The following is a 22,830-nucleotide window of genomic DNA, read 5'->3' as shown; positions in this document are numbered from 1 at the left end:
GATGATGTCTGCGATGCTCAAAACTGCCGCAACGGAGCTGTACTCCGAAGCCTGTCTGTAGCCACAATCCAAGATTGTCAGGATCGTGGCGGATCACCTAGTTACTCTAGCCGCGACGTGCCGGGGATGCGTAGCCGGGACAAGGTGACGGGCGGCTCACTTCAGCGAGAACCGGCTATAAGGTGTAGGTAAGCAGACAATAGACCGCTGGAAACCCGTGCTGGCTTGATGCATGGCGTTAAAGGGTGTTGGCTGGTAATAATGCATATCAACGTAACTAGTGGTCCCGTCCTCAGGATGGTCCACAGTCTTTCGGGAGGACAACAGTGAGCGAGGCCGAAGCCGCCACAGCGGATACTGTGGCGGGCAAGTTGGGTTTCAAGGACGGGGACCTGCTGCAGGAACTCGGATACGACGAGGATGTGGACTTCGACTTTCGCGCCACCCTCGAAGATGAAACCGGATCGGAATTGCTCACGGAAGATGACCAGGACGTTGTCGACGGTGTGCTCCTCTGGTGGCGCAGTGACGACGGCGACCTGGTCGACGCGCTCGTGGATTCTTTGACCTGCCTCGACGAAGGCGGCACCGTGTGGGTACTCACCCCCAAGTCGGGACGCGACGGCTACGTTGCTCCCGCACTGATCCAGGAGGCCGCACCCACCGCTGGACTGCACGCGACGTCGTCGGCCGGTGTGTCGAAGGACTGGGCAGCCACCCGATTGGTCAGCCGACGGAAGAGCTAGCATGACCGGGCTCCCGGCAATCGGCGAGCCAGCGCCGGACTTTGAACTATCCAACCAGTTTGGCGAAACAATTCGTCTCAGCGAGCTGCGCGGTACACCGGTCGCGCTGGTGTTCTACCCCTTCGCCTTTTCGGGCGTCTGCACCGGTGAGCTCTGCGAGCTGCGTGACAATCTTGCGATGTTCGACGACGACGACGTTCGTCTCCTCGCGGTGTCCGTGGACTCGAAGTACACGCTGCGGGCCTACGCTGCAGAGCAGGGCTTCAGCTTCGACCTCCTCGCGGACTTCTGGCCCCATGGCACCCTGGCAATCCGGTACGGCGCCTTCGACATCACCCGCGGTTACGCCGAGCGGGCCACCTTTTTGATCGACTCGGACGGTCTCATCGCAGCGACCTTCAGGACCGAGCTCGGAGCCCCGCGTCCGCTGCGGGCCTACCAGACGGCGCTCGCTACCCTTGCGGCACCGGCACGGCACTCCCCATGACCGCGAACTCTCCCGATGCTGAAGCTCCTAAGGGTCTGGGGCTGACTGGTTTCGCCAGCGGCGATCCTGTGGCTACCGCCCAGGACCTGACCGCAGACCAGGGCAGGGCGATGGAGGTGGTAGCCGAAGTGCTCGGCGGTCGCCGACTGGCAGTCCTCACCGGGGCCGGACTCAGCACAGACTCGGGGATCCCGGACTATCGCGGCCCCGAATCAGTGCCCCGGAGCCCCATGACCTATCAACAGTTCGTCGGGGACGAAGCACTCCGGCGCCGTTACTGGGCCCGGAACCATGTGGGCTGGCACCATCTCCGTCATGCGGACCCCAATCCCGGACATCTCGCGTTGGCAACACTCGAAGCGCGGGGCCTGCTCTCGGGGCTGATCACCCAGAATGTTGACCGGCTCCACTCGGCCGCCGGGAGCGCCGAGGTGATCGACCTGCACGGCACCTACGATCGGGTGGTCTGCCTGCAATGCCGGAATCACTACAGCCGCGCCGCCATCGCCGTCCTCCTGGAAGCGCTCAACCCCGGGTATCTGGAGCGTGAGTCCGACGCCGGCGACGTGGCACCCGACGCCGATGCCGACGTCGACGACACCGGCGATTTTGTCATGGCCCCCTGCCCCAACTGCTCAGGCATGCTGAAACCAGACTTTGTGTACTTTGGGGAGAACGTGCCGAAGGACAGGGTTGCCGAGGCCTATCAGGTGGTCGATTCCGGTGATGCCCTCCTGGTGGCAGGATCATCGCTCACGGTGATGAGTGGACTGCGTTTTGTGCGACACGCGTCGAAAGCTGGCAAGCCCGTGGTGATCATCAATCGTGGTAAGACCCGCGGTGACGATCTGGCCACTATCCTGGTGGACATCGGGGTGTCGGAGGCGTTGGCCTTCCTCGCCCAAACCCTGCCGGACCTTGAGCGCCGTTAGGCCGGCGGCGATTGGCATTCTATTTCGAATGCCAGTAGAGTAATTCTTCGTTGGTTTGGCCGGTTCCAGGACCGCAGGCCACGCGTTTGGGTCTTTAGCTCAGCTGGTAGAGCGCCACGTTTACACCGTGGATGTCATCGGTTCGATCCCGGTAGGACCCACCACCGAAAACCCCGTTCTTTCGAGCAACAGAGCTTGAGAAGACGGGGTTTTTCCATTTCCCATCGCCTATGGCCGATCCACGGGCTGGCAGGAGCCCTTGAGCTGTGAACCGGAAAACATCGAACCACGCCGCCAGCGCGGCGATACTGTGTCTGCTGGCTGGGCTGACCGGCTGCGGGTCGGCCAGCGGAGCCGACAGCGCAGCCGACAGCGCAGCCGACGCCCAGGAACGGTTCCTGACCGAGTTGCGCCAGGCAGCACCCGACTCAGCGTACTCAAAGGACGAACAACTCCTCGCCACCGGCCAGCAGGTCTGCGCGGAGCTGGAGGCTGGAGCCGATCTCGAGCAACTCGGAGCCCGCAACCCGGCAGAGAATCTCACCGACGAAACCGTCGAACGGATCCGAATCACCCAGGCCCTCGCCTCCCAGTACCTGTGCCCTGACGCTGGCTAGACAGCTGACGCTGCCACGATCCTGACGCGGCCTCCAATGGCGCCCCCGCCACTACCGGACCCGGTCCAACTCGTCTCCCAGCGGTCCCGCCAGGGCCCGACTGAACTCGGTGGTGATGTGGTGCTCGTCCCGGTAGACCAGCAGGTCGCCAATGATCGAAGGGCAGAGATTGGTACACAGGTAGCCGTTGAGGTCGACATAGAACGAGTTGTTCTCCTGGGCCGTGGCTCGTTTCTCCAACGCGACGACTTCCTTATCGATGCCCTCAGTCCGCTCCAGGTCGCACCTGGTCGCATCTTCAGTGTTTTGCGACAAACAATCCAGGGGAGAGGCATCGTGACTTGGCGTATCGGCCAGCACCACAGCCCGCGATGACTCTGGCAAAGCCGCCAGGGTGGAACGCAGCCCCGCTTCCCACTGCTCAAGCAACCCCGTCGACGTGTCCACCGGGGAGACTTCTCCGAAGTTGCTGAGCAGGACCAGTTCGGGGTCCACCTCGTTGATGTAACTGAGCGCGCTCTGGTGCCACTCTTCGCACTCGGAATAGGGGGACTCTTCACGCATAATCCCGATTTCCACAGAGGGACAGCTGGATTTGGTCAGATTGTGCAGCCGATAGGAATTCGCGGCGGCGTAGGCCTCCACGGCGGGGAACCATTGAGCGGCATGGGAATCTCCGAACAAGACAATGTCCCGCTCTGCGCTGCTGTCCCCGTAGACGCAGTCGGCCTGGACAACCGTGGCGGCAAAGTCAGCATGGCAGCCGTCTGCATAAATCCCGGGGACGCTCTCGGGTGCATCGCGGAGGGAGGGCGTCAGGTTGGCAGGCACGAACGTGGACCCGGTGGGGGAGAGCTGCAACGGTTGGGCGGGGGCGTCCCGGGTGGTGGCAATGGGGGTGCTGCTTTGCACCGCGCTGAGGCCGGCGGCCACGGCGACGAACGCTAACGACGCCGCTGCAGCGGTGGCGATGACGCGGCCAGTGCGGGCGGGCGCACCCGCACTCGGATGCCTGAAGCGGGTTTCGACAAACCTGTACAACAGGACAGCGAGGGGCACGCTGAGCACGCCAAGGGCGAGCGTTACGACGAGCGGAAGCGGGTTCTCGTAGCCAACGGCGGCCTGAGGAATGATCAGTAGCGGCCAATGCACCAGGTAGATCGAGTAGGACCAGGCGCCGATCTTCTGTAGGGGTCGAAGTCCGAGCACCCTGCCTGCCCCGCCAGCAGGACTCGCGCTGCCACAGATGATGACGGCCGCGGTGGACAGGACCGGAAGCAGCGCAGCCCACCCGGGAAACACGGTTCCCGAGTTCAGGACCACGAGGCTGACGGCGATGCCTGCCAGGCCCACCCAGGTTCCGGCTGCCGCTGTCCTGCCGTTCAGGCGGATCAGCCCCGCATGAAGGGCGAATGCTGCGAGAGCACCGACCCCCAATTCCCAGGCCCGCGTCGGCAACAGGAAAAATGCTGCCGGCTGCGAGGTGGTGGTCATGATGACGCACAGCACGAATGACACAGTGACAATCGCCAGGACCACCCAGAACAAGCGCTTGATGGACTTGCTGACCAGCAGGAAACCCAGCAGGAGAATCAACGGCCAGAAGAGGTAGAACTGCTCCTCAATGCCCAACGACCAGTAGTGCTGGAACGGGGACGGCGCTGTCTCGGCGAGGTAGTCGGCGCCCTGCGCGGCGAACAGCACATTGGGGACGTAGAGAGCGGTGGCAATGGCATCCTGGAGGGCGCCCGGCCGGGTGGACGGCGGGAGGAAGACCAACGAGGCCAACGTCGTCAACGCGAGGACAGCAAACGACGCTGGGATAATCCGCCGGATGCGTTTGGCATAGAACTCACCGAACGGGATCCGGCGGTGCGCCTGAAGCATCGAAATCAGCTGGCCGGTAATCAGGAAGCCGGAGATCACAAAAAAGACATCCACCCCGACGTACCCGCCCGGGACCACCGCCAGTCCGGCATGGTAGAGGACCACGGCGCCAACGGCTATCGCGCGCAACCCCTGAATGTCGGGCCTGAACGACGCCGACTGCCGGGCAGGTGGAGAAGAAATGACATGTCCTTTCGCCGGGGATGCCTTGGTTAATCTATATCAATTCAGCAACGATACGCAGCGGACGGGTTGACTACTGGAAATGACACGTCTAGAGGTCTGATCGTCACGATCGGACCCCGTCTGGCCTCGGGGCTACCGGCAGTAATAGGGTGAAACTACTGCTTCGTAGCGCGGGCTAGCCAGCTGTCCGCGGATCGGCCCGCTTCCGTGGGGGCATAAACCCAGTATTGGAGACTTCATGAGTGCACAGATCGGTGTCACAGGCCTAGCGGTCATGGGCGCAAACTTGGCCCGTAACCTTGCGCGCAACGGTTACACCGTCGCGCTGCATAACCGCTCGATCGAGAAGACCGACGTCCTGTTGGAGAAGCACGGCCACGAGGGCAACTTTGTGCGCACCGAATCCCTGCAGGAACTGGTCGATTCTCTGGAAACGCCGCGCCGGGTGCTGATCATGGTCAAGGCTGGCGGCCCGGTGGACTCGGTCATCGGGCAGCTGGCGCCGCTGCTCGAAAAGGGCGACATCATCATCGACGCTGGCAACTCGCACTACGAGGACACCCGCCGCCGTGAAGCTGACCTGGCAACCAAGGGCCTACACTTTGTGGGCGTCGGTGTCTCCGGTGGCGAGGAAGGCGCGCTGCTGGGCCCATCGATTATGCCGGGCGGCTCCCGCGAATCCTACGATTCGCTGGGACCGATGCTCGAAAAGATCTCCGCCAAGTACAACGACGAACCATGCTGCCGCTGGATTGGCACCGACGGGGCCGGTCACTTTGTAAAAATGGTCCACAACGGTATTGAGTACGCCGATATGCAGGTCATCGGCGAGGCCTACGACCTCCTCCGATCGGGTGCAGGCATCGAGCCAGCCGAGCAGGCCAAGATCTTCACCGAATGGAACACCGGCACCCTGTCATCGTTCCTCATCGAGATCACCGCGGAGGTTCTCGCCCACACCGACGCCACCACGGGTAAGCCTTTCGTCGACGTCGTCGTCGACTCGGCGGGCCAGAAGGGGACCGGCCGCTGGACCGTGGTATCGGCGCTCGAACTGGGCAGTCCAACATCGGGCATCGCCGAGTCGGTGTTCGCCCGAGGTCTGTCGTCCCAGCGCGACCAGCGTGCCCAGGCACAGGAGATCCTCGCCGGTCACGAGGGGTCCGTGGCGCTTCCCGAGACCTTCGTCGAAGATGTTCGGCTGGCCTTGTACGCCTCCAAGCTGGTCAGCTACGCGCAGGGTATCGACATGCTCACCGCCGCGGCCAAGGAGTATGGCTGGGAGCTGAAGCTTGATGAGATTGCTTCGCTGTGGCGGGCCGGCTGCATCATCCGGGCCGAGCTGCTGGACGACATCATGAAGGCCTACGCCACCGCTGACGGTCAGCCAGCCAACCTGCTGCTCGCCCCGGCCTTCGCCGAATCCATTGCCGGTGCGCTTCCGGCCTGGCGCCGGGTCGTCTCGACCGCCGTGCAGCTCGGCATTCCGGTGCCGGTGTTCTCGGCCTCGCTGGCGTACTACGACGGACTCCGTCGTCGTCGCCTGCCGGCAGCCCTCACCCAGGGCCTGCGTGACCTGTTCGGCGCGCACACCTACAACCGGGTCGACATGGAGGGCACCTTCCACACCCTGTGGGGCGAAGACAAGTCGGAAATCGAAGCCGTCGACACGCACTAGACCACCACTGGTCCGGCAGCCCAGGTACGCCGTGGCTGTTTAACTGAGATTGGCCCGGCAAGTTGCCGGGCCAATCTCAGTTAAACAGTGCTCTAGATGTAGAGCGCAGGATCGATGTACTCCGCTGGGTCGACGGCAGGAAGGGTCTCCCGTGCCGAATCGCGATGCCGGTAGGTCGCCGGGATCCCGGTCGCAATTGAATCGGGCGGCGTGTCCTTGACGACGACGGCGTTGGCGCCGATGGCGCTTCCGGCGCCGATGGTGATCGGTCCGAGCACCTTCGCGCCGGCGCCGATGGTGACCCGGTCACCGATGGTCGGATGCCGTTTGACCTTTTCCAGGGACCGTCCACCCAGCGTGACGCCCTGATACAGCATCACGTCCTCACCGATTTCGGCTGTCCCGCCGATCACCACTCCCATGCCGTGGTCAATGAAAAATCTCCGGCCAATGGTCGCTGCGGGGTGGATTTCAATCCCGGTCGCCGCCCGGGCCAGCTGCGCGAGCAGCCGGGCCGGGAACCGGAGACCGGGTCTGGCCCACATCCGGTGCGTCAGGCGGTGCACCCAGATGGCGTGCAGGCCGGAATAGACCAGCCCATTTTCTAAGGAACCCCGGGCGGCCGGATCGTGTTCGCGGGCCGTCTGAAGATCCTCGTGCAGTCGCGCTAGAAAACTCACAGACTACTTTCTGTTGAGGGGCGTTAGCCCCTGATGTCGTCAAACAAGACAGTTGAGATGTAACGCTCACCGAAATCGCAGACAATTGCCACAATGAGCTTACCTGCGTTCTCTGGCCGCTTGGCGAGCTCCAGGGCTGCCCAGACGATGGCACCGGAGGAGATGCCCCCGAGGATGCCTTCCTGTGTTCCGAGGGCACGGGCCACCCGTACTGAGTCCTCGACCGAGGCGTCGATCACCTCGTCGTAGGCGTTCCGGTCAAGAATTTCGGGGATGAAGTTTGCGCCAAGACCCTGGATCTTGTGGGGGCCCGGGGCTCCACCGTTCAGGATCGGCGAATCGGCTGGTTCCACCGCGACGATCTGAACGCCAGGCTTGCGTTCCTTGAGGACCTGCCCGACGCCGGTGATGGTTCCGCCGGTGCCCACTCCCGCCACAAAGATGTCTACGGCACCGTCGGTGTCTTCCCAGACCTCCTCCGCAGTGGTGGCGCGATGGACGGCCGGGTTGGCTTCGTTGGCGAACTGCTGGGCCCAGATAGCGTTCTCGGTAGTCGCCACAATGTCCTTGGCCTTCTCCACCGCGCCGCGCATGCCTTCGGACCCGGGGGTCAACACGATCTCGGCCCCATAGGCCCGCAACATCACCCGGCGTTCGGTGGACATTGTCTCGGGCATGGTGAGCAGGACCCGGTATCCCCGTGCGGCGCCCACCATGGCAAGAGAGATGCCGGTGTTGCCAGAGGTGCCTTCAACGATGGTTCCGCCCGGCTTGAGCGCTCCTGCCTTTTCGGCGGCGTCGATGATGGCCACCCCGATCCGGTCCTTGACGCTGTTAGCGGGGTTGTAAAACTCGAGCTTGACGGCGACCTGGGCGTCGAGGCCCTCGGTCAAGCGGTTCAGGCGCACCAGGGGGGTGCGTCCGACCAGCTGGGTGACGTCGTCGTAAATTTTTGCCATGGGTACCTGCCTAGGTTGGAAGTCGGGACATGTCCGCCGGATACTCCGGTTCGCGCTGGGATTCAGCCTAGCGGCGTGGGTGTGCTGGCGGGCGGGTGCGTTACTCGATCAGCCATTGGGCGTAATACTTCCGCGCCTTGGCCAGTTTGGGGTTGATGATCACCTGGCAGTACCCCTGCTCGGGGTGCTTGGCATAGAAATTGTTGTGCCACTCCTCGGCCAGGTGGAAGCGGGGGAGCCGGCTGACCTCGGTGACGATCGGAGCGGACCAGCTCTCCTGGTTCCGCTCAACGGAACGCTCGAACAGTTCCTTCTGTTCGGTGTCCTGATAGAACATTGACGAGCGGTACTGCGTGCCGACGTCGTACCCCTGCCGATTGAGCGTGGTCGGATCGTGCGACACGAAGAACATATCGAGGATCACCTCTGCCGGGATGATCGACTCGTCGAAGGTTACCGCCACCACTTCGGCGTGACCGGTGGTGCCGGTGCAGACAGCGTCGTAGTCAGGGTCCGGGGTGTGACCGCCGGTGTAGCCGGAGATAACGTCGGTGACGCCGCGGGTTTTTTGGTAAAGGGCGTCGAGGCACCAGAAGCAGCCTCCGCCAAGCACGAATGTCATCATGCCTATAACAATGCGTTGCCGATCCAGAAGATTCCCGAGGCACCCGAGCAGTGGCAACCGGGACCCCCACAATTGGGCCTGAGCCGCGATTGCGGGGTACAACTAGTGCTATGGAAGCTGAACCTCAGAGCACTGAGCAACCCTCCGATCAATCCTCCGAGCAGCCCACCGAAGGTGCGACGAAGCCGAGTGTGGGCGATGCCCTGCTAGCCATTGAGGAGCTGTGGCCCGAGTCCCTGGCCGAGAGCTGGGACACGGTCGGCCTGGTGGTGGGGAGGCCGGAGCGTAGCGCGGCGAAAATCCTGTTCGCCGTCGATCCCACCCACGATGTAATCAGCGAGGCCCTCGACTGGGGTGCAGACCTGGTGATTGTCCATCACCCCCTGATGATGAAGCCCGTGAACTCGGTGGCGGCCAGCCACTTCAAGGGCAACGCTGTGCACCGCCTGATTGAGGGCGGGTGCGCCCTCGCAACAGTCCACACCAACGGCGATAGCGCCGTCGGTGGCGTCTCGGATGTGCTGGCAGACGCGTTCGGGCTGCAGGACGTCCACCCCCTCGCCCAATCGGCCGATGGGCTCCCCGAAGAGGGTATCGGGCGTGTCGGTAATCTCTCCGAGGGGACCACCCTGGGTGATTTTGCCGGGGTGGTGTTCTCGATCCTGCCGGCGGTGGCGGGAGGAGTACGCGTGGCTGGCGACCGCGACGCAATGGTGCGCCGGGTTGCTGTCTGCGGCGGAGCCGGCGACAGCCTCTTCGACCAGGTCCGGGAAAGCGGCGCCGACGTCTACGTGACCGCTGACCTTCGCCACCACCCGGTGTCGGAAGCGCGTGAAGCCGCCCGGGATGGCCGGCCATACCTGATCGATGTCTCACACTTTGGAAGTGAATGGCTCTGGCTGACACCCGCTGCCACCGCCCTGGAGAATGTGCTGGCCGATCAGGGATTCACCGCCGAGATCAGGGTCAGCACCGTCAACTCGGACCCCTGGGATTTTGTCCTGACGCCCGGCACCGAGTAGCCGGAAACCAAGCAGCCGGCCCACAACGGTTCGCAGCTTCTCGACGGTGACCGGATCGTGCTCCGTGCAATAGGGTGGATAGACGCCCCATCAGCAACTGCGGAGGTTTTACTGTGGCAAAAGCACCACCGGCAGAGCAGCTTCGGCTGTTGGAACTACAGGCGCTCGACTCGCGGCTGAACCAGTTGCAACGTCAGGCGGCCACAGCGCGGGCCAATCCCGCCATTGCTGAGCTTTCCTCACAGCTTGAAGGGACCGACGGCGACCTGGTGCGTGCCGAAACGGCACTGCTCGATCTTGAGCGTGAACTGACCCGCTCCGAGGACGACGTGCAGTCGGTCGTCAACCGGCTAGAGCGCGACCAGAAGCGACTGGACAGCGGCACGGGCAGTCCCAAGGACCTGATAGCACTGCAGAGCGAAGTTGCGTCCCTGACCAAACGACGCTCCGATCTTGAAGACGTCGAACTGGACATTATGGAACGGGTCGAGACGGCCCGCGGAGCCAAGCAATCGGCACAGCAGTTGAAGGATGACGCCCGGGAGCGTCTCGGCGCGATCGAAGCCACCCGGGACGCCGAGCTGGCCACCATTGCGGCCGAGGCGGACTCGGTCAAAGCCAAGCGCGCCGAACTGGCAGCAACCTTCGAGGCCAGCCTCCTGGCCCTGTACGAGAAGACCCTGGCCCGCCGCGGTGTAGGTGCTGCACGGTTGTTCCACGGCACCTCTGAAGGCTCGGGAATGCAGCTGAGCCCCGGTGACCTCGCCGACCTCCGCAAAGCTGCCGAGGATGACCTCGTGTTTTGTCCGGATTCGGGCGCCATCCTGGTGCGATCCGCCGAGTGGGGCAACTAAGCCGGTGCCCGCTGAACAAACCCTTTTTGACCACGCGGACGAAACCCGCGCCACGGCAACTCCGCGGTTCCTGATTGTGGAAGCCGACGGCGGATCCAGGGGTAATCCCGGGCACGCCGGTTACGGTGCCTTGGTGCGCGACCCGGAATCCGGCGCCATCCTGGTGGAGAAGGCCGCCTACATCGGCAAGGCCTCCAACAACGTCGCCGAGTACTCAGGCCTCGTTGCAGGCCTGGAATTGGCCAACGAGCTCGATCCCACCTGCCGGATCCTCGTCAAGATGGACTCCAAACTCGTGGTGGAGCAGATGGAGGGGCGCTGGAAAATCAAACACGCGGACATGCAGGCTCTGGCTCGAAAGGCCCGGGCGGTGCTGGATCCTCGACGGGTGAAATACCAGTGGATTCCGCGGGAGATCAACAAGGATGCCGATCGTCTGTCCAATGAGGCGATGGACGCGGGCATGGCGGGCACCCCCTGGGTGCCACGCGCCCTCCCTCAGGCCCCGGCCGGATCGACCGCTGAGGTAGCCGAGTCTGAGCCGGTCAGGATGCCGTCTGGACGCCTGCACCATGTTGAGCTGTGGGTCAGTGACTTGCCGGCGGCCACAGCTTCCCTCGGCTGGTTGCTGCTGCAGCTCGGCTTCACGGCCAAGGAGACCTGGGCGGACGGTGCCAGCTACGTCGGCGCCGACGGGCTGTACCTGGTGATTGAAGCGGGCCCCGATGTCACCGGTGAGCTTCACGAACGTCGTCGGCCCGGGCTGAACCATCTGGCGTTCCGGGCCGGCAGCCCGGTTGAGGTGGATCTGCTGGCACGCCGCGCCACAAGCCATGGCTGGACGCCACTGTTCGCCGACGCGTATCCGCACGCCGGGGGTCCGCAGAGTTACGCGGCCTATTTGGAGAACGCAGCCGGTTTTGAAGTGGAGCTGGTCGCCGACTGGGACGGACCAGCTCAAACCACCTGAGCCTCTAGCCCTGCAGGATGATGCTGAGCTGGGCTGGCTTGCGTGAGGTGGCCGGGGTGAGCTCGGCCTGCCACTGCTCGCGGGCAGCCAGCAGCAGCTGATCCGGGGTAGTGGGCCGGCCGGACCGCCGGGTGATCAAATGCCGTGCCAGCAGTCCGCGGGTGTGCTTGGCTGAATGGGACACCACCGAACGCTTCCCATCCCGCTCCTGCAGCACATTAACGGCGACGGTTCGCTCGGGGACGCCAGCCCAGGCGGCCCCGTAGGTGCTGGAGCGGCAGTCAACCACCAACGAGTCGCCGGACCGATGATCCAGGGGGCCGCCAAGGCGTTGCCTCCAGAAGGAGGCGAGCGTGCCGGTGTCGGGAAGCGACACCGACATGGACAAGCGGTAGGCAGGGATCGGATCGGCGAAGCCCAGCGCACCCCAGAGTGCCGAGATCACCACCACCGACTCCTGGGCCTTCCGGCGTTGCACCGGCGTAAGGGTGCTGTAGCCCAGTGCGTCGTACAGGACCCCCGAGTAGACCTTGTAGGCCGGAGCGGCGGGCTGATCCAGCAGGGTGATGTTGCGGAGCACCTCGGCGCCCAGCGATTGGCCGACGCCAAGGATGCGGTGGGCGTCCGGGCCGGTACTGGCGGTGGCCAGGGATGCCAGCACCGTCTGGCGGGCCGCCGTGAGCTCCGGGAACTGGAGAGCCCCGAGATCGACGGCGGGGCCCTTGACCGCTGGGGATTTACCTTCGGACGGGGGCAGCAAAATCAGCACCGCACTACTTTACCCAGGTTCACCGCCCCCATTGCGCAGGGTGTCGAGGACCACAGCGGATGGGCGGTTAAGGACTCGGTCGCCGGCCGCGTAGAATCGGGTGCGGATGGGTTGACTAGGCGGTCGCGTTGCACCGACTCACGCGCCCGGCGCGGGAAATCGGTGCACCGAGGAACGTCCGGGCTCCGCAGAGCAGGGTGGTGGGTAACGCCCACTCGGGGTAACCCGCAGGAAAGTGCCACAGAAAATAGACCGCTGCAGTACGCAGCAATGCGCTGCAGTAAGGGTGAAAAGGTGGTGTAAGAGACCACCAGCGTGCCGGGTGACCGGTGCGGCTCGGTAAACCCCACCCGGAGCAAGGCCAGACAGGGCGCGTTTGAAGGCTGCTCGCCTGAGTGTCCGGGTAGGCTGCTGGAGGGCGTCGGCAACGGCGTTCGTAGATGGATGGCCGCCACTTCTCCACCGGCGACGGTGGCGAAGGACAGAACCCGGCGTATCGGTCAACCCATCCCCAAAAAACCGGCGATTATCACCGCGCCAGTGCCGCTGGTCAAGACCCCGGGACCAAGTTCGAACGGAATTCCCGATCTGACCAGTGAAGCGATTCCGCTCGGCTACGCTATCCCAATGACCGAGACCCTGGTGCCCCAAAAGTCGTTGCTGGTTCGCAACCGCAACTTCCGGGCACTCTGGCTTTCCAGCACCGTCGGGGTGCTCGGAACGGCAGTGACCTCCATTGCCTTCCCCGTCATTGCCGTCATCGAACTGCAGGCCAGCGACTTCGCTGTGGCCGCACTGGCGGGAATGACCTTCCTTCCCTGGCTGCTGCTGGGATTGCCGGTGGGAGTCTGGGTGGACCGCTGGCCACGGAAGCCGGTGATGATCTGGTCCCTGATCGCGCGAATCCTCGTGCTGGCGACCCTCCCGGTGGCGTTCTGGTGCGGCATCATGTCGATCGCCCAGCTGTTCGTCGTTTCCTTCCTCGTCGGCCTGTCGGCAGTCTTCTTCACCCTGGCCGATCAGGCGTTGATACCCCAGGCGGTGTCGAAGGATGAACTGGTCGAAGGCAACGGCCTGATGACGGCGTCGTCGGCGTCCGCCGACGCGGCCGGTCGCGGCCTGGCCGGCTGGTTGACCGTGGCGTTCGGCGCCTCCAACTCCTTGCTGGTGCAGATTGCGACGTCGGTCGCCTCCCTGTTCGCCATTTCGTCCCTCAAGCTCGAGGAGGCTCAGCCGTATCAGGGGGAGCGGCGGATCTTCCGGGAGATGAAGGACGGGCTGCGGTACACGTTCAGTACCGGTCCGCTGCGGGCGATCCTGTTCAACGCAGCGCTCTGGAACCTGGGCGGAAGTATGGTCGCATCGCTGTTGGTGCTTTTGGTGCTGCGAACCCTCAACGAGTCCGAAATCTGGTTGGGTGTACTCCTCGCCGCAGCGTCCGTCGGGGGAGCGTTGGGCGGTATCACCGTCAAACGCGCCACCGAGCGGTTTGGGTCGGGTCCCGTTTGGCGCTATTCGATGGTGCCCGGCGTGCTGGGCTACGCCTCACTGCTGGTGATGACCCCGGGCTACGGAATGCTGTGGGGCGTTCTGGGCCTGTTCCTGATGGGCGTGTGCGTCGCCTGGAACATCGTGGTCGGGGCAGCCTTCAGACAGCGGGTCTGCCCGCCCGCTATGATGGGCAGGCTCGGTGCCGCTTCCCGAATGGTCAGTTGGGGGATGCTCGGGATCGCCAGTATCCTCGGCGGCATCCTGGCAGAGCTGGTGGGTATCTGGACGGCTGTCCTGATCGGCGTCGTCCTGACGGCCGGAGCCCCGCTTGTGGCGATCTTTGGGCCGCTCCGCCACGTCAAGCGGCTCGAGGATCTCGAACCCGGGCAGGAGCCGGCCGCCGCCGCCAAAAAGGACTAGCGACCACTCACCGACCGGCCACTCACCGCCTGACGAACGGGCCGACGGGGGTCGGCAGCTAGTGGCCGAAGGGGTCCGGGTCCACTCCTGGCATCCAGGTCAGACCGGGTGTGCCCCAGGCGTTCTTCTTGATGGCCTTGCGGGCGGCGCGTGAGTATGGTTCGACCAGCCGGTCCACGTACAGCTTGCCTTCCAGGTGGTCGTACTCGTGCTGCATGCACCGTGCGAACCAGCCGGTGGCCACGAATTCAACCCGCTCACCGAATCCGTCGAACCCCGTCACCTTGACCCATTCGGCGCGTTTCAGCGGAAAGGATTCACCGGGGACGGACAGGCAGCCCTCGGATTCTTCGTCGGGATCCGGGTCAGCCCCCGAAATCTTGGTGGTCACCAGTGTCGGATTCACCAGGACGCCGCGGGGCGCGACGTCGTCGTCGTTCACCATGCCATACACGAAAATCCGCTGGCCCACCCCGATCTGGGGGGCGGCGAGGCCGACGCCGTTGGCTTCGTCCATGGTTTCGAACATGTCGGCAATGAGGGTGCGCAGCTGCTCATCGAACTCGGTGACGACGGCGGCGCGGCGGTGCAGCACAGGCTCACCGGTGATGGTGACTGGGTGAACGGTCATTGTTGCTTTCCTGGAAGGGGAGAAAATCGGAAGGGGCTAACGAGCCCGGCTATCAGCTGGCGATGTGGCGGCCGACGACGTCGCGCATGATCTCGCTGGTGCCGCCGAAGATGGTGAGCAGCCGGGTGGCGAGAAACGCCTGCGCCACCGGATACTCGAGGATGTACCCGTACCCGCCGTGGAGCTGCAGGCAGCGGTCAGTGATGGATTTGGCCCGCTCGCTCGCCCACAGTTTCACCCGTGCGGCGCTGGCCGCGTCGAGGGTGCCTGCGTTGAATGCGAGCATCGCCTGGTCCACGTACGTTTCGGTGACTTCAACCTCGGTGAGGATATCGGCCAGCTGGAAACGGGTGTTCTGGAAGTCGATAACCCGCTCACCAAACGCGTTGCGTTCCTTGGTGTAGATGACGGCGGCTTCGTAGCTAGCGCGGCACACGGCCGACGCGGCCACAGCAATTGCGAGGCGCCCCTGCGGTAGCTGTTCGGTGGCGTACCGGAGCCCGTGGCCCAGCTCTCCCACCAGGTTGTCCCCGCTGACCCGCACCCCGTCGAAAAAGAGTTCCGCGGTGTCCGAGGCTTTGAGACCCATCTTGTCCAGTTGTTTGCCCGTGGCGTAGCCCTCGCCTTTTTCGACCATGAAAAGGGAGAACGAATCGGCAGAGCCCCGGCCGGTGCTGCCATCGGTGCGGGCCATCACGAGGGAGGCGTCACCGCTGATGCCGTTGCCGATGAAGGTTTTCTGTCCGGAGATCAGCCAGTCATCGCCGTCGCGCACGGCCTTGGTCCTGATGCCCCGCAGGTCACTACCCGCGCCGGGCTCGGTCCACGCAACGCTGGTGACTCGTTCGCCGGTCACCATTCCAGGGAGCCACCGGGCTTTGAGGTCCTCGGAGCCGTAGGCCAGCAGGTGGGGAAGGACCAGGTCGTCGTGCAGGTGGAAAGCGAGCGCGACGGCGAGGTGGTTCGTGGTGGCGAATTCCTCGTCCAGCACAGCGCGGAAACGATAGTCGGGCATTCCCGCCCCGCCGAATTCCTCGGGCACGGCCAGGCCCAGGAGTCCCTGATCGCCGGCAGCAGTCCACAGCGTGCGCGGCATGAGGTGGTCCTGATCCCAGCTGGCGTAGTGCGGCGCCACTTCGCGGGAAACGAATTCGGCTGCGACCTCGCGGAACAGCAGATGGTCTTCCTCAAACACGTTGCGTTCCATGCGGTCCAACCTCCACGGTGGCTCAACGCCAGCTGACGCCGGCCTGGGTCCTACAGGTAAGGCCGCCCCCGAAAATCTTCAAGGACGGCCTTCCAAGGTCAACGATCGACCTTCTTGGGGTGAGTAACGGGGCTTGAACCCGCGACCTCCTGGACCACAACCAGGCGCTCTGCCAACTGAGCTATACCCACCATGTGCCTTCGGCCAACATGACATCCCAGCGGTTGTTTCCCGTTGGCTTGTCACCTACAAAAGGCAGCGCAGACAAGTCTACACACTTTTTGCGGTCCCTCTGCAACCGGACGTCCAGAAGCGGTTCCGGGCTCGAAAACTAGTCGGCCATCGATCCCGCTATTGCCTTGCTGGAGGCAGAATCGGGGCCCGGGCTCGGCACGAAAATCGACTCCCGGTAGTACCGCAGCTCACGGATGGAGTCCTGGATATCCCCCAGGGCCCGGTGGCCCCCGCTCTTGGCAGGGGACTGGAAATACGCCCGGGTGAACCACCGGCGAGCGAGCTCCTTGATGGTTGATACGTCGATGATCCGGTAGTGGAGGTGCTCAATCACGGCCGGCATGTCGCGAGCCAGGAACGACCGATCAGTGCCCACCGAGTTCCCTCCCAACTGGGCCTTGCGCGGTTCGGGAACCCATTTGGTGATGTAGGCCAGGACCTCAGCCTCAGCTTCCGCCATGCTGATGCCCTCGGGGAGTTCGGTGAGCAGCCCCGAGGTCGTGTGCATGTCCCGCACAAAATCACCCATCTGCGCGAGCGCTACGTCGTCGGGCTTGATGACGACGTCGACACCCTCTCCCAGGATGTTCAGCTCGGAATCAGTCACGAGTACTGCAACTTCGATGAGTGCGTCCGAGACAAGGTCGAGCCCCGTCATTTCGCAGTCAATCCAGACAATGTGTTCATTAGATATCGGCACACCCCAAATGTACCGCGTGATCAGGCGCGGGAGTGGCTCCACTGTCGGCCGTCGGAGCGTTGCTCGACTGATCCGGCGAACACTCCCGAACCGCGGTTGCGCCGATAAGTCTGCACTGGCAGGGGACCGGTGTCCGGCGGACCGAACTCCTGAACCCATCGGCTCGCGGCGGTGGGGATCGATGCGTCAGAGGCAGGCCGTTCGTGCGCGGGTCGCGCCCGGGCCGGAAGGGCGGGCTCCGGCGTCGCGGCCGGTGCTGTGGTGCCTAACGCTGCGGAGGGCGCTGTTGGCGCAAGCTGGCGCTGGGCCGAGTGGGCTCCAGCGGGGTGTGGGGTAAGGGCACCGTTGGTGAGGATCCAGACCACACCGAAGGCGGCCGCAGGCATCGCGCTCAGGAGAAGTCCGGGTCCGGGGTCTAGGTCCAGGACCCAGATGGATCCGAGACATGCCACCGAGATGAACACACCCCACGCAAGAAGATCGTTCGCGGGTTTCTGCCGTTTGACAGGTTCCGCACTGTGGCGCCCCAAAGCCATCAACCACCAAATCGTCAAGGAATACTGGTCAAACCCAGTCTAAGGGCTGTTGTGCCGGATCCGGACGCAGCCACCGGGTGCGGCGATACCGGCTACGGACCAGTCGTCAATGCTAAAATCTAGCCAGTCTGCCCGGCCACGGCACATCGGTCTAGATACAGTATTTCAGCAGGATTGCCGTTCGAGATTTGTGTTCGACCGAAGATTGGATAACCACAGATGACTGCCCAGGTGCCAGCCGACGCCTCGCAGCCCCGGACGGACTCAGCCTTGGCGGGCCGCCCGAATGTCGCGGTGGTCCAGGGGTTCGTCGGATCACTGCTGATGATGATCGGATCCTATGGTGTCGGCTGGCTGTCGCTGGCGTCAGTTGAGTTGCGCAGGATCCCCGTCATTATGTGGATGCGGTTTGAACCGGCCGGCGCTGTGGTGTCCGTCCTGATCCTCGCCCTGGGTGGCATGCTCCTAGTCCGCTCCTGGCTGCGGCTCGGTCAACGTCTGCACGGGTGGGGGCCCGAATCCCGGCCGGTGATCCTTCGTGCCGTGGTTGCCTGGGGTGCGCCCATGTGCCTGGCCCTCCCGCTGTTCAGCAGGGATGTGTTCGCCTACATTGCGCAGGGCCAGGTGGTGCTGTCAGGGCTGAACCCCTATGTCGACGGTTACTCCCAGATCTCGAACTACCTGCAAATCGGCGCGGACGATATGTGGGCGCAAAGCCCCACTCCCTACGGGCCCCTATTCCTGTGGATCGAAGCGCTGGTGGTTGGCAGCACTGGCGGGCAGCCTGACTTCTCGATACTGCTGTTCCGGCTCATCGCCATTGTGGGAGTGGCACTGTGCGTGTACTACGTGCCCAAACTCGCCGAACTGCACGGCGTCAACCCTAACCGCGCGCTGTGGCTGACGGCAGCTAACCCCCTGTTTCTGATCAATTTCATTGCCAGCATCCACAATGATGCGCTGATGATTGGTCTTGCCCTTTGGGGGCTCTACCTGGCGGCGACCCAAAAACCGCTGCGCGCCATCGTGATCGTCACCCTGTCTATTGCCATCAAGCCCATCACGCTGATCTTCCTTCCTTTCATCGGGCTGATGTGGGCTGGTAAGGGTGCCAGCTGGCCGCGGAAGTTCCTCTACTGGGGTCTCACCGCTGGCATCTCCTTCGGCATCCTCTGGGTGATGGGAATGATCAACGGGTTCGGGTTTGGCTGGGTGGGCGCGCTGAGCACCCCAGGCAGCGTCTGGATCTGGTATGCGCCCATCGGTTTCCTGGGCATGGTCGTGATGATCCTCGCGGACGCACTGGGCTTTGACGGTCAAGCCTTCACTGATGTGGTCTATCTGCTGGGGCGGATCACCTCCCTCGCCATTATCGGGTGGCTCATGTTCACCGGCGAACACAGCCGATTGGTACGCCGGCTGGCACTCGCCTTCGCCGCGATCGTGTTCCTCGCGCCGATGATCCAGTCCTGGTACGTCGTGTGGCTGATCCCCTTGTTCGCGGTGACTGGTATCCGGAACGACTGGCAGGTCAAGACCCTCTACTTCATGGTGTCCTTCTTTATGATCTATGCCATCTCGGATCAGCTGGACATCTTCCCATATTTCGAGCTCAGCCTGACGGTGGCACGGCAGGTCGCCGCGGTGGTGGCCCTGGGCTTCGCGTCCTACCTGGTTTTCCTCGATCCGAAGACCAAGATCCTGTTCCGTAAACGCTATGAAACCCTGGCGGCAGGCGAGCTGCATTGATCACTGGAGTCCGCCCGAACATGCTTTCTCGGGCTGAACCGGCGATACTGGATCAATGACCGACTCGACAGAACACATCATCAGCGGCGATTTCGAGATCTCTGACTGGAGTCCTGAGCCCTACTCAGTTCCCGGATCGTCGAGTGAATTGTCCCGGGTCAGCGCCACCAAAGTCTTCACCGGTGACCTTGCTGGCACCAGCTTCGCCGAGTTGCTGATGGCGGGGAACGACTTCGGCGCCGGGTACGTCGCATCGGAGGTCTTCACCGGATCGATTGGCGGCCGGGTGGGCACCATGATCGTCCAGCACTGGGGGATCGCCGAGGGCACCGCTGCGGCCAGCTCAGGCCACATCATCCCGGGATCCGGTACTGAAGGCCTCACTGGAATCTCCGGCAAGGCTGTCTATTCGCAGGACGTCGCAGGCCAGCACCACCTCGAACTGAAGGTGACCTTCGGGGCGTAACCACCGGAGTGCCCATCGTCACGACGATGCCGGGCAGCGTAGTAACCTTGAAAAGTCGCCCCCGTAGCTCAGTGGATAGAGCAACGGCCTTCTAATCCGTTGGTCGCGCGTTCGAATCGCGCCGGGGGCACCACAGCATTACCGGAACGACAGCATTACCGGAACGACAGCATTACCGGAACGACAGCATTACCGGAACGACAGCATTACCGGAACGACCGGCGGGTGGGATGCCAGCCCCGGGCCAGGACGGACGGGGGATGAGCCCCCGGCCCCGGGCCAGCGTCGTCCGCGACGACGCGGCCGACGACGCGGCGGACGACGGCCGGTTCGGCGAGGTGTTGACTTTCCCTCCACTTCCGAGTCTCCTCTGAGTCTGTCCACATAGGGCCGTCACAGCCCCCGCAGGCACCCCGCTGCCGGTGAAATAGTGTGTGCTGGCAGACCCGCCAGCTCACATCTTTGCTGAAGGGGAGTTCGATGAGCGACAACATCACAGTCCGAGGCTATGTGGCCACCGACGTCAAGTCCGGTGTCGCAGTCAGTGGCCTGGCCTACGCCAGTTTCCGGATGTGCTCGACGGAGCGCCGATTCGATCGGAACACCAGCTCCTGGGCTGATGGCCAAACCAACTGGTATGCCGTGTCGATGTTCCGACAGTTGGCCACCAACGCCGGAGTGAGTATCAGGAAGGGCGACAAGGTGGTGGTGAGCGGGCGGCTTCGGGTCCGTCCGTGGATCCGGGAGGACGGGAGGACCGGTACCTCGGTGGATATCGACGCCGAAACGGTCGGGCACGACCTGATGTGGGGGACCGCCCACTTCCACCGCACCAGCTCGGACCGCACCGGAGGGGAAACGTCGACGGCGGGTGATCCGTCGGATGTTCAGGACTCCGACGTGGATGATCCACGGGTCGACCAGGCCACCGGGGAAATCATGGACAAATCGGGCGGCTACCCCGCGCCCTCTGAGGGGCCCGCCGCTGACGCTGAGGACGCCGGTGACCCGTCTGGCAGTGGCGACAGTTCGCCGGAAGCAGGACGGGAACTCAGTGATGCACCCTTCTAGAACTCAGTGACGCACGCTTCTGAAGGGGGTCGCTCCTGTCAGGCAACGGGACCTACCGCACACAAATGGGAGATAGTTGGTTGCACCGACTAGCCTTGGAGCATGGCGGAATTTATCTACACAATGACCAAGGCACGCAAGGCTGTCGGCGACAAAGTAATCCTCGACGACGTCAGCATGTCCTTCTACCCCGGCGCGAAGATTGGCGTCGTGGGCCCCAACGGCTCGGGCAAGTCCACCATCCTGAAGATCATGGCAGGCCTGGACACCCCTTCGAACGGCGAAGCAAAGCTCAGTGCCGGCTACTCAGTGGGCATCCTGCTGCAGGAGCCACCCCTGAACGAGGAAAAGACCGTTCTGGGCAACGTCCAGGAGGGCGTCGGCGAGATTTACGGCAAGATCCAGCGATTCAACGAGATCTCCGAAGAGATGGCCAACCCGGACGCCGATTTCGACACCTTGCTTGAAGAGATGGGCAAGCTGCAGGAAGCCATCGACGCGGCCGACGCCTGGGACCTCGATTCCCAGCTGGAACAAGCCATGGACGCGCTGCGCTGCCCGCCACCGGAAACGGATGTCACAATTCTTTCCGGTGGTGAACGACGCCGGGTCGCGTTGTGCAAGCTGCTTTTGCAGAAGCCGGATCTGCTGCTCCTTGATGAGCCCACGAACCACCTTGACGCTGAGAGTGTGCTGTGGCTGGAGCAGCACCTCAAGAGCTACGCCGGCGCAGTCCTGGCCGTGACCCACGACCGGTACTTCCTCGACCACGTTGCCCAGTGGATCGCCGAGGTCGACCGCGGCCACCTGTACCCCTACGAGGGTAACTACTCCACCTACCTGGAGAAGAAGCGTGCCCGCCTCGAAGTGCAGGGCAAGAAGGACGCCAAGCAGTCCAAGCGCCTCACCGAGGAACTCGAATGGGTTCGCTCCAACGCCAAAGGCCGCCAGACCAAGTCCAAGGCCAGGCTTGCCCGGTACGAGGAAATGGCCTCAGAAGCGGAGCGCACCAAGAAGCTCGACTTCGAAGACATTCAGATCCCGCCGGGCCCACGCCTGGGCAACCAGGTCATTGAAGCGACCGACCTGCGCAAGGGCTACGACGATCGCGTCCTGATCGACGGGCTGTCCTTCTCGCTGCCCCGCAACGGCATCGTCGGCGTGATCGGGCCCAACGGCGTCGGTAAGACCACACTGTTCAAGACCATCGTGGGCCTTGAACCGATCGACGGCGGCCAGCTGACCATCGGTGATTCAGTGAAGATCTCCTACGTTGACCAGTCGCGTGGCGGCATCGACCCCGAGAAGACCCTCTGGGAAGTGGTCTCCAACGGACACGACTTCATCCAGGTGGGACAGGTCGAAATGCCGTCACGGGCCTACGTATCGGCCTTCGGCTTCAAGGGCCCCGATCAGCAGAAGCGCGCCGGTGTGCTCTCCGGTGGTGAGCGTAACCGGCTGAACCTGGCGTTGACGCTCAAACAGGGTGGAAACCTGCTCCTCCTTGACGAACCGACCAACGACCTCGACGTCGAAACGCTGTCCAGCCTGGAAAACGCGCTCCTCGAGTTCCCCGGCTGCGCCGTGGTGGTATCGCACGACCGGTGGTTCCTCGACCGGGTGGTGACCCACATCCTCGCCTACGAGGGCACAGAGGAGAACCCGGACAAGTGGTACTGGTTCGAGGGCAACTTCGAATCCTATGAGGAGAACAAGGTGGAGCGCCTCGGCGCCGACGCCGCAAAGCCTCACCGCGTCACGCACCGCCGACTGACCCGCGACTAACAGCGGGTCCGCCGGAAAAGGGAGCGCCCCGACCGTCAGCGGTCGGGGCGCTCCCTTGTGTCGGGTCAACACCAATTACTCTTTTGGGGCGATTTTCCGGCTATTTGTGTTGACTCGATCCAGGTGGG

At 63.6% G+C, this 22,830-nt stretch carries 22 protein-coding genes, 3 tRNA genes and 1 other RNA gene; 16 read left to right on the top strand and 10 right to left on the bottom strand.

Features of this window, described 5'->3' with window-relative positions:
* The first annotated feature begins 326 nt into the window (after positions 1 to 326).
* The 5 genes from ABD059_RS00595 to ABD059_RS00575 all read left to right on the top strand — a co-directional run bounded on the left by ABD059_RS00595 (position 327) and on the right by ABD059_RS00575 (position 2,782).
* On the top strand, positions 327 to 746 hold the full coding sequence (locus ABD059_RS00595; RefSeq protein ID WP_343877078.1) for a DUF3052 domain-containing protein: 420 nt from the start codon (positions 327 to 329) through the stop codon (positions 744 to 746).
* A gap of 1 nt (position 747) precedes the next feature.
* Positions 748 to 1,233 carry a peroxiredoxin gene (locus tag ABD059_RS00590; RefSeq protein ID WP_343877076.1) on the top strand — a complete coding sequence of 162 codons (486 nt, stop codon included), beginning with the start codon at positions 748 to 750 and terminating at the stop codon, positions 1,231 to 1,233.
* Positions 1,230 to 2,165, top strand: a complete 936-nt coding sequence (locus tag ABD059_RS00585; protein ID WP_343877075.1) for an NAD-dependent protein deacetylase — start codon at positions 1,230 to 1,232, stop codon at positions 2,163 to 2,165. The genes ABD059_RS00590 and ABD059_RS00585 overlap by 4 nt, the downstream gene beginning before the upstream one ends.
* Before the next feature lie 88 nt (positions 2,166 to 2,253).
* Positions 2,254 to 2,329: transfer RNA gene (locus tag ABD059_RS00580), tRNA-Val, on the top strand.
* A gap of 102 nt (positions 2,330 to 2,431) precedes the next feature.
* Positions 2,432 to 2,782 carry a DUF732 domain-containing protein gene (locus ABD059_RS00575; RefSeq protein ID WP_343877074.1) on the top strand — a complete coding sequence of 117 codons (351 nt, stop codon included), beginning with the start codon at positions 2,432 to 2,434 and terminating at the stop codon, positions 2,780 to 2,782.
* 51 nt (positions 2,783 to 2,833) lie between these two features.
* Here the strand turns inward: ABD059_RS00575 and ABD059_RS00570 are convergent, their stop codons facing one another.
* Positions 2,834 to 4,798: an acyltransferase family protein gene (locus ABD059_RS00570; protein WP_343877073.1), complete on the bottom strand. Its 1,965-nt coding sequence runs from the start codon at positions 4,796 to 4,798 to the stop codon at positions 2,834 to 2,836.
* Positions 4,799 to 5,093: 295 nt separating this feature from the next.
* On the opposite strand from ABD059_RS00570, the gene gndA reads away from it, so the two are divergent.
* Positions 5,094 to 6,533, top strand: a complete 1,440-nt coding sequence (gndA, locus tag ABD059_RS00565) for an NADP-dependent phosphogluconate dehydrogenase (protein ID WP_343877072.1) — start codon at positions 5,094 to 5,096, stop codon at positions 6,531 to 6,533.
* A gap of 92 nt (positions 6,534 to 6,625) precedes the next feature.
* Here the strand turns inward: gndA and epsC are convergent, their stop codons facing one another.
* The 3 genes from epsC to msrA form a co-directional block, all read right to left on the bottom strand.
* Entirely contained in the window at positions 6,626 to 7,213 is a 588-nt protein-coding gene (epsC, locus tag ABD059_RS00560; protein ID WP_343877071.1) for a serine O-acetyltransferase EpsC, read from the bottom strand.
* 23 nt (positions 7,214 to 7,236) lie between these two features.
* Positions 7,237 to 8,172, bottom strand: a complete 936-nt coding sequence (gene cysK / locus ABD059_RS00555) for a cysteine synthase A (protein WP_343877070.1) — start codon at positions 8,170 to 8,172, stop codon at positions 7,237 to 7,239.
* Between the two features lie 100 nt (positions 8,173 to 8,272).
* Positions 8,273 to 8,797 (bottom strand): peptide-methionine (S)-S-oxide reductase MsrA, encoded by a 525-nt coding sequence (gene msrA / locus ABD059_RS00550; protein WP_343877069.1) that lies wholly within the window; start codon positions 8,795 to 8,797, stop codon positions 8,273 to 8,275.
* A 110-nt stretch (positions 8,798 to 8,907) separates the two neighbouring features.
* Here msrA and ABD059_RS00545 point away from each other — a divergent pair, with 110 nt between their 5' ends.
* From ABD059_RS00545 to ABD059_RS00535, 3 genes are all read left to right on the top strand, one after another.
* The gene (locus ABD059_RS00545) at positions 8,908 to 9,819 is read left to right on the top strand and encodes a Nif3-like dinuclear metal center hexameric protein (protein WP_343877068.1); all 912 of its coding nucleotides are present in this window, start codon (positions 8,908 to 8,910) and stop codon (positions 9,817 to 9,819) included.
* Positions 9,820 to 9,932: 113 nt separating this feature from the next.
* Entirely contained in the window at positions 9,933 to 10,673 is a 741-nt protein-coding gene (locus ABD059_RS00540; RefSeq protein ID WP_343877066.1) for a zinc ribbon domain-containing protein, read from the top strand.
* Positions 10,674 to 10,677: 4 nt separating this feature from the next.
* A complete protein-coding gene (locus tag ABD059_RS00535) occupies positions 10,678 to 11,643 on the top strand; it encodes a reverse transcriptase-like protein (protein ID WP_343877063.1) in 966 nt (321 codons plus the stop codon).
* Positions 11,644 to 11,647: 4 nt separating this feature from the next.
* Here the strand turns inward: ABD059_RS00535 and ABD059_RS00530 are convergent, their stop codons facing one another.
* Positions 11,648 to 12,412 (bottom strand): YaaA family protein, encoded by a 765-nt coding sequence (locus tag ABD059_RS00530; RefSeq protein WP_343877062.1) that lies wholly within the window; start codon positions 12,410 to 12,412, stop codon positions 11,648 to 11,650.
* 107 nt (positions 12,413 to 12,519) lie between these two features.
* Between ABD059_RS00530 and rnpB the strand changes: the two genes are divergently transcribed.
* An RNA gene (rnpB, locus tag ABD059_RS00525) (RNase P RNA component class A) lies at positions 12,520 to 12,924 on the top strand.
* A 115-nt stretch (positions 12,925 to 13,039) separates the two neighbouring features.
* Positions 13,040 to 14,323 carry an MFS transporter gene (locus ABD059_RS00520; RefSeq protein WP_343877061.1) on the top strand — a complete coding sequence of 428 codons (1,284 nt, stop codon included), beginning with the start codon at positions 13,040 to 13,042 and terminating at the stop codon, positions 14,321 to 14,323.
* A 58-nt stretch (positions 14,324 to 14,381) separates the two neighbouring features.
* Here the strand turns inward: ABD059_RS00520 and def are convergent, their stop codons facing one another.
* The 5 genes from def to ABD059_RS00495 form a co-directional block, all read right to left on the bottom strand.
* On the bottom strand, positions 14,382 to 14,954 hold the full coding sequence (def, locus tag ABD059_RS00515) for a peptide deformylase (RefSeq protein WP_343877060.1): 573 nt from the start codon (positions 14,952 to 14,954) through the stop codon (positions 14,382 to 14,384).
* A 52-nt stretch (positions 14,955 to 15,006) separates the two neighbouring features.
* Complete coding sequence (locus ABD059_RS00510; protein ID WP_343877059.1) at positions 15,007 to 16,161, bottom strand: acyl-CoA dehydrogenase family protein; 1,155 nt, start codon at positions 16,159 to 16,161, stop codon at positions 15,007 to 15,009.
* 115 nt (positions 16,162 to 16,276) lie between these two features.
* A tRNA-His gene (locus ABD059_RS00505) sits at positions 16,277 to 16,352 on the bottom strand.
* A 140-nt stretch (positions 16,353 to 16,492) separates the two neighbouring features.
* Positions 16,493 to 17,095 (bottom strand): oligoribonuclease, encoded by a 603-nt coding sequence (orn, locus tag ABD059_RS00500; protein ID WP_343877057.1) that lies wholly within the window; start codon positions 17,093 to 17,095, stop codon positions 16,493 to 16,495.
* Between the two features lie 20 nt (positions 17,096 to 17,115).
* Entirely contained in the window at positions 17,116 to 17,631 is a 516-nt protein-coding gene (locus ABD059_RS00495) for a hypothetical protein (protein ID WP_343877055.1), read from the bottom strand.
* Positions 17,632 to 17,850: 219 nt separating this feature from the next.
* Between ABD059_RS00495 and mptB the strand changes: the two genes are divergently transcribed.
* The 5 genes from mptB (at position 17,851) to ettA (ending at position 22,702) form a co-directional block, all read left to right on the top strand.
* Entirely contained in the window at positions 17,851 to 19,380 is a 1,530-nt protein-coding gene (mptB, locus tag ABD059_RS00490) for a polyprenol phosphomannose-dependent alpha 1,6 mannosyltransferase MptB (protein WP_343877053.1), read from the top strand.
* A gap of 55 nt (positions 19,381 to 19,435) precedes the next feature.
* The gene (locus ABD059_RS00485; protein ID WP_343877051.1) at positions 19,436 to 19,846 is read left to right on the top strand and encodes a DUF3224 domain-containing protein; all 411 of its coding nucleotides are present in this window, start codon (positions 19,436 to 19,438) and stop codon (positions 19,844 to 19,846) included.
* A 57-nt stretch (positions 19,847 to 19,903) separates the two neighbouring features.
* Positions 19,904 to 19,979, top strand: a tRNA-Arg gene (locus ABD059_RS00480).
* Positions 19,980 to 20,326: 347 nt separating this feature from the next.
* Positions 20,327 to 20,917: a single-stranded DNA-binding protein gene (locus ABD059_RS00475; RefSeq protein ID WP_343877049.1), complete on the top strand. Its 591-nt coding sequence runs from the start codon at positions 20,327 to 20,329 to the stop codon at positions 20,915 to 20,917.
* 102 nt (positions 20,918 to 21,019) lie between these two features.
* Positions 21,020 to 22,702, top strand: a complete 1,683-nt coding sequence (ettA, locus tag ABD059_RS00470) for an energy-dependent translational throttle protein EttA (RefSeq protein ID WP_343877048.1) — start codon at positions 21,020 to 21,022, stop codon at positions 22,700 to 22,702.
* Positions 22,703 to 22,830: the final 128 nt, after the last annotated feature.

Origin of the sequence: Arthrobacter flavus (genome assembly GCF_039526005.1) — a bacterium.
In the GTDB taxonomy this organism is placed as follows: domain Bacteria; phylum Actinomycetota; class Actinomycetes; order Actinomycetales; family Micrococcaceae; genus Arthrobacter_D; species Arthrobacter_D flavus.
This window is presented reverse-complemented; position numbering and strand designations above follow the sequence as displayed.